This window comes from Desulfosporosinus sp. BICA1-9, from assembly GCF_000802135.1.
Map to the genome: position 1 here is coordinate 1 of NZ_JUEE01000257.1, position 5,661 is coordinate 5,661.

Below are 5,661 nucleotides of genomic sequence, written 5' to 3' on the forward strand. Positions count from 1 at the left end.
ATTAACTTTGGTACTTGGTCGGAAGAAAAGCAAAAGGCTTGGATGCTCCAAGCTCTGCGGTTTTATCCCATCCAGTACATTAAAGGCCACCCCCAGCTTAATCCGTATCTTACTACAGAACGCGCTAAACTGGAAGCTGATAGGAATCTTAACCGTCTTCTGAGTAATCTGGCAAAGTACCCACTGAAAGTTTAAACTTTTAACATGAATTGATTATTTGCCTATCTTACCGGAATGTTTTGGCCTGGGTGAAAGCCGGATGTGTCGAAAGATCCCTGTCCGGTTTGGAAAGGGGCGTGAGTGCTACCTGCTTCTAACGAAGTAAGGCGACTCACGTCTACTTTGCTTGGTGGTATCCCCCAAGGCATTGGTTTCTGTGATTTTATTGCCCAATAAGTCGTAGGTGACGGCTGAGGGGTTGCCTTGAGCATCCAGATGGTGGGTTGGGAAATTCCGGGCCTCATCATAGAGGTAGGTATCCGTAATCCTTCCTTCAAAGAGGCGTACCCCATCAAACCAGGCCATCCCTTTGGCTTGACCCCAATTGCCCAGTGAGGCGCCGATACGGAGCGTCACCGTGGAGGGCGAGGTGGTAAAGGTGTAGAGGACTCTTTTCCAGTCATTGGTTCCTAAGTTGTTGCCTAGGGTTCTGTGCATCGGCATCAGGTTGTTATTAGCATCGTATTCCACCAGGTAATAGGTACCAAAGACCTGGGCATCGAGTTGTTGTAAGTCTTGGGTTTTGACCCAGCCGGTAAAGGTATAGGTCGTGTTGGGTTTGACGGTGATGATTTGACGCCAGTCTCCGTCAAATCCGCTGGAGGAATACAGGCTTAGAGACTTCGAGCCTTCTTTGGCCGTAGCACTGCTCCAGGCTGGGTAGAAACTGCCACCAAACGTGGCCGTGGTCCAGGCATCGACGGAGTTGGTTCCCATCTCCATACTGGGGTTTTCCAGGATGTTATACCTGGAGGCGGTCGAGCCACGCTCTAAGAGAAGGGCGTCAAACCAAGCGCTTCCGTGACCTGAGAGGAGGAGTGCCACCTTGACCTTAGCAGCCTCTTTGGGGGTCTCGAAGGTCATGAAACTCTTTTGCCAATCAAAGGTTCCGCTGAGAGTTTGACCGTTGGTTTGATCGATTAGCTCATCTTGAGCGTTATAGAACTGCACTTGTAAGAAGGCACCGCTGCCAGCTTGAATCGTTCGGCCGCGCAGGAGTCCGCTTAGGGTATAGGTGCTGTTCGGAATAACGGTCATGCTCTTGCTGAGCATTCCGTAGTCTCCTAAGGGAGCTGTAGTTGGGACGTTGACTTTGAGAGTGTTTTGCCCGTAGTTGCTGCTGCTGGGCTGGAAATGACCGTCCATCGTCAGTTTATAGGTGGTGTCATTGTCCTGAGCGATGGGCTGCCCTCCGGTATAGGACGCCTGGATTTCCTGATCGGTTCGTGAGGTGGAGGAAACTCGGAGATCCCCGATCCAGCTGTCGAACCAACTCTGGGCTACGGTGGATTGTCTGCCGATCGTCGGCGTTACGTTGAGTTGGATAGCGATCGTTCCTGGGGTAAACCCCTGTTTAACCCCATTGACATAGAGGCTGACTCCTGTGCTGTCCCACTTTCCGGCGACATGATACCAGGTATCTTTTAGAACGACGGTGGTGGAGTAAGCTTGGATTACGCCACTACCAGTACCGGCTTGCAGGTAGAATTTGCCGTTTGTAGCTATCCCTAGAATTAGCCCATTATTCCCTGTTCCCGCAGCATCCAGGATCACTTGGATGGCCGTTTGCGGGTTGCCTTTTGTTTTAACCCAAGCATCGATGGTGCCTTGTGTGGGAGTGAAGGCGCTGACAGGGATGGTCAGGGTTTCATCACTCCGGGTGGCGTCGGTGAAGGAGCTGCTGTAGCTTTTTTGTTCCAGTTGGACAGCACATGCATTTGACGATTGCCCTTTGCCTTGGTACATTTCGTTTTTACAGGGCAATCTTGGCAATTATCACATTCGTAGACTGTTATTTCTGAACGATAGCCTGTACTTGATGTCTTATGGGTTATCCTTGTAACCTTAAGCTGTTTTCCATTATGGCAGGTATATTCATCTTTTTCGGGATCATAGAACATATTCTCCCGTTTGCTAATATCTTTTTTAAAGTTCGTCTTTTTCCATTGTTCATAGGTCTGGGGTTTTATGTAGTAGGCCTGCCTTTTCAATGTCTCTGCTGGAGTAGATATTGTTCATGTAAGCGTACGTTAATACCTTAAAAAGAATTCTGGGTTCGACTGCAGGTTTTCTTCCGGTAGAAGAGTATGCCTGGTATAATTTCGTATAATTTAATCCCTCCAATATGTGGCTGAGCAGTCGAACGGAGTCATCCTTGGGTATTAACACTTCGAAATTAAATGGTAAAACTAATTGATAGCTTCCACCTAATTCGGTATAATTCTTAGTGTGTAGTTTTGTTGTTTGCATAACTAAATTATACGCTAACTGCGAGTCTCTTGGGACCCGCAGTTTTCTTTTTTATAAAAACTTAGCGGACGCCCGAAGACACTATCTTCGCACGTATTAGCCTTCTTGTTAGCCGATAGCCACGGATGGCCTAGTGGACCTGAACTGAAGCCAAAATTCCCCGAAGCCTAGCCCAAAAACCCCCAAAGCGCTGCCCACATTCCCATCAAACTGGCCTAGAGGAGCGCTTTTCTGCTAAGCGGATGCGTTTGTGGAGCCGCGCTAAGGTGAGCGCCGACGGTTCGCGTCCCCGTAGCGCGCCGTAGGTTCACATGCAGAAATGCCCAGAGGTTCGGACGCGCTCGCGAACCGTCCAGCGAGCCAGCGGCGGAACTCGCAGACGCGTGCAGAACGAAGACACTGTCTTCGCACGGGTTAACACAGCTGAAAAGCGCTCCTCCCTAGAGCAGATCCCAAGTAACTCCTTATCCAAAGAACTACTCCATTTGGCAAAAAAACAGTTAAACTATCATCCGTTTTCCTTAACTTTCTGTTATTAAAACAGGGGCTGATGCTTACGAACCTTCAGTTCGTTTTGCAACAGCCCCGTCTTTTGAATTTGATAAATGCTATTTTAGACTATCGAAAACTCTTTATCATAAAGCTATTACTCATAAAATGAACTTTTAGTAATATGCTCTTCTAATGTTTTACTATTTACTAATAATGATTTGTCTTATCTTAATTGAGCTTTTAGTTTTTCTTTATCCATCGAATAGTCCAATCGCTTGATCTCTTGCCCTCTGTCCAATACAACAACTGAGGGCACGATTTTGACATCATACTTTTGGGCAAGATTTTTCTTAGTAGCCGTATCGATTTTCACCACTTTGTAGAGTTCCGATAGTTCTTGATTTGCCTCTTCTAATAAAGTGCTAAACTCCAAGCTTTCATTATTTAAGGCATTGAAGAAAAGCAAGAGAACTTTTTTGTCACTTTTCAGTACACTCGTACTAAACCCATTCAGTTCCTCAATATAGCGCTCGGCAGCGACTGCGGCCGTTGCCCCATCACCTGCAGCTGAAACCACTTGCCTTAAATATTTAACCCGATTGTCTCCGACCGCATATACCCCTTCGAGATCCGTTTCCATCAAATCATTAACGGGAATATAGCCTCTACTGTCCATCCCAATGCCACTTTCCTTAAGAAAATGGGTCGAAGGAATCATCCCAACAAAGAAAAAAACACCCTGGCAAAGAAGTTCGCTTGAACGGCCCGTTTTTAAGTTCTTGATTTTAACCCCCTCGACATTAGCCTCACCCAGGACTTCTTTAAGCGTGGAGTTCCATACAAACTCCATCTTTTCATTTTGGAAGGCTCTTTCCGCACTCACTTTATTGCAATCGAGAACGCCTTCATCATGGAGTACAATTACGGTGACTTTGCGAGCGAACTTGGTAATGTACATGCCTTCTTCAATGGCTTGATCCCCGCTGCCAACGACAACAACGTCTTCGCCTTCAAAAAACTCGGCATCACAGGTTGCACAATACGCAACCCCACTGCCCTGAAGCCTCTTTTCGCCAGGAATATTTAATAGTCTTGGCTCACTGCCACAAGCAATGATAACCGCCTTGGCCAAGTATTCTTTCTTTTTTTTGGTGCAGATGATTTTGTCTTCATGATAAAAATTAACACTCACAACTTCATCTCGTGAAAATTCAACACCAAATAAATCGGCATGCTTTTTAAAGTCTTTCATAAGATCGGGTCCACTGATTTGACCATAGCCCGGATAATTGACAATTTCTCGTGTAGTATTGACCAAACCGCCAACCGTCCCTTTGTTGATAACCAAAGTTCTCAGCTTCGCTCTTCCCCCATAAATAGCTGCCGTGAGACCTGCGGGGCCCCCACCGATAATGATTAAATCGTACGTCACATCTCCCATTTTCCTAAATTACCCCCTCTCTGTAGAATGTTTTAGTGATTACGATTCTAGAACTTCCGCAATCTTATCTATGACTTTGTCTTCGTCAACAGCACCTGCTAGTTTTGCTTGATATTCGCCCTCCTTAAAGAAAAGAATCTGAGGAACTCCTTTTAAGGAGAATCTTTGGAACAAGTTTTTATCTTTTTCTACATCCACGTAATAGAATCCAAATCTGTCTCGGTATTGCGGTTGAAGCTCCTCCAAAACAGGAACGACATCTTTACAAACGTGACAGGCTTTTCTTGAGAAAATAACAAGACAGGATTCCTCATTATCATAGATAATTTTTTCGAAACTATTTGCATTTAATTGTTCTAAAGACATATTTCCACTCCTTTAAAAAAAAAGAATAAAAGCAGGCTAGTCCACGAAGTTAAGTTTAAGTGAATTAGCCTGCCTTTTTTATATTAGAACTCTTCGGTTAAAATCTGATAAATTGGTCCACCTTCGCACTGGGCAGGCATTCTGACACCAACTAATGTTGCAATAGTCGGTGCAATATCAACTTGTCTAATTGTCCTAGTTGTTGTAAAGTTTTCTTTAATTCCTGTACCTGCTGCTATAAAAATCGGGGTAACAGAAGTATCGAAAGCACCATCAGTAGTGGATAACCCATCACCATGAAGACGGCTGAATCCCTCATCAACAGTGAAGGTGATATCACCACACTGCGGACCGTTTGTTCCTAATACAACAGCGTCTTTATTCCGCATTGCAATCCCGATAACACGATGTCCTGTTTTCGCATCTCTATAATTGTACAGGTCAGAAATAAGTTTTCTTTCCAGTTCATATTTGCCCGCTGGGTCAACAATGCCATGGGCATCACGACCCTTTAAGTTGATATAAATATAGTTACTTCGAGACTGAACAGCTGTTGTCTTTTCCCAATCTACTTCTTTGAGATTTTTACCGTTTTCATCTTTTTTCATAACGGTATAACCTAGTTCCTGCATTACTTGTACATTCATACCGCCATATTCACCAATTTGTGGTGGAAATTCTTCCCCTACCAGTAAACCATGGTCAGCTAAAAGCAACACTGTCCATCCTTCATCTAACAGGTGTAAGAATTCACCGATATATTTGTCTGTCTGAATGTAAAACTTCCGGATAAAGTTCTGATTTACTTCAGCGTCACAATGGCTCCAGCGCTCCAGATTTTTAGCTAAATGCCAAAACATATGACCTGCACAGTCAACATTATGCAAATGAGT

Annotated in this window: 7 protein-coding genes; 1 reads left to right on the plus strand and 6 read right to left on the minus strand. The window is 44.9% G+C overall.

The features are described from left to right. On the plus strand, nucleotides 1–195 hold a 195-nt coding region (locus JL57_RS31930; protein ID WP_034145905.1), incomplete at its 5' end, for a hypothetical protein. 108 nt (nucleotides 196–303) lie between these two features. Here JL57_RS31930 and JL57_RS31935 read toward each other — a convergent pair. The 6 genes from JL57_RS31935 to JL57_RS31955 all read right to left on the minus strand — a co-directional run. After that, a complete protein-coding gene (locus tag JL57_RS31935; RefSeq protein ID WP_291300834.1) occupies nucleotides 304–1,965 on the minus strand; it encodes a LamG-like jellyroll fold domain-containing protein in 1,662 nt (553 codons plus the stop codon). Then, complete coding sequence (locus JL57_RS36090) at nucleotides 1,860–2,120, minus strand: transposase (RefSeq protein ID WP_291300836.1); 261 nt, start codon at nucleotides 2,118–2,120, stop codon at nucleotides 1,860–1,862. Before JL57_RS36090 ends, JL57_RS31935 begins: the two co-directional genes overlap by 106 nt. Nucleotides 2,121–2,169: 49 nt before the next feature. Next, a complete protein-coding gene (locus JL57_RS31940) occupies nucleotides 2,170–2,469 on the minus strand; it encodes a transposase (protein ID WP_291300835.1) in 300 nt (99 codons plus the stop codon). A gap of 715 nt (nucleotides 2,470–3,184) precedes the next feature. Next, entirely contained in the window at nucleotides 3,185–4,402 is a 1,218-nt protein-coding gene (locus JL57_RS31945; RefSeq protein WP_034145907.1) for an FAD-dependent oxidoreductase, read from the minus strand. Between the two features lie 39 nt (nucleotides 4,403–4,441). Continuing rightward, nucleotides 4,442–4,768: a co-chaperone YbbN gene (locus JL57_RS31950; RefSeq protein ID WP_034145908.1), complete on the minus strand. Its 327-nt coding sequence runs from the start codon at nucleotides 4,766–4,768 to the stop codon at nucleotides 4,442–4,444. Nucleotides 4,769–4,851: 83 nt separating this feature from the next. Next, on the minus strand, nucleotides 4,852–5,661 hold an 810-nt coding region (locus JL57_RS31955), incomplete at its 5' end, for an alkaline phosphatase family protein (protein ID WP_034145910.1).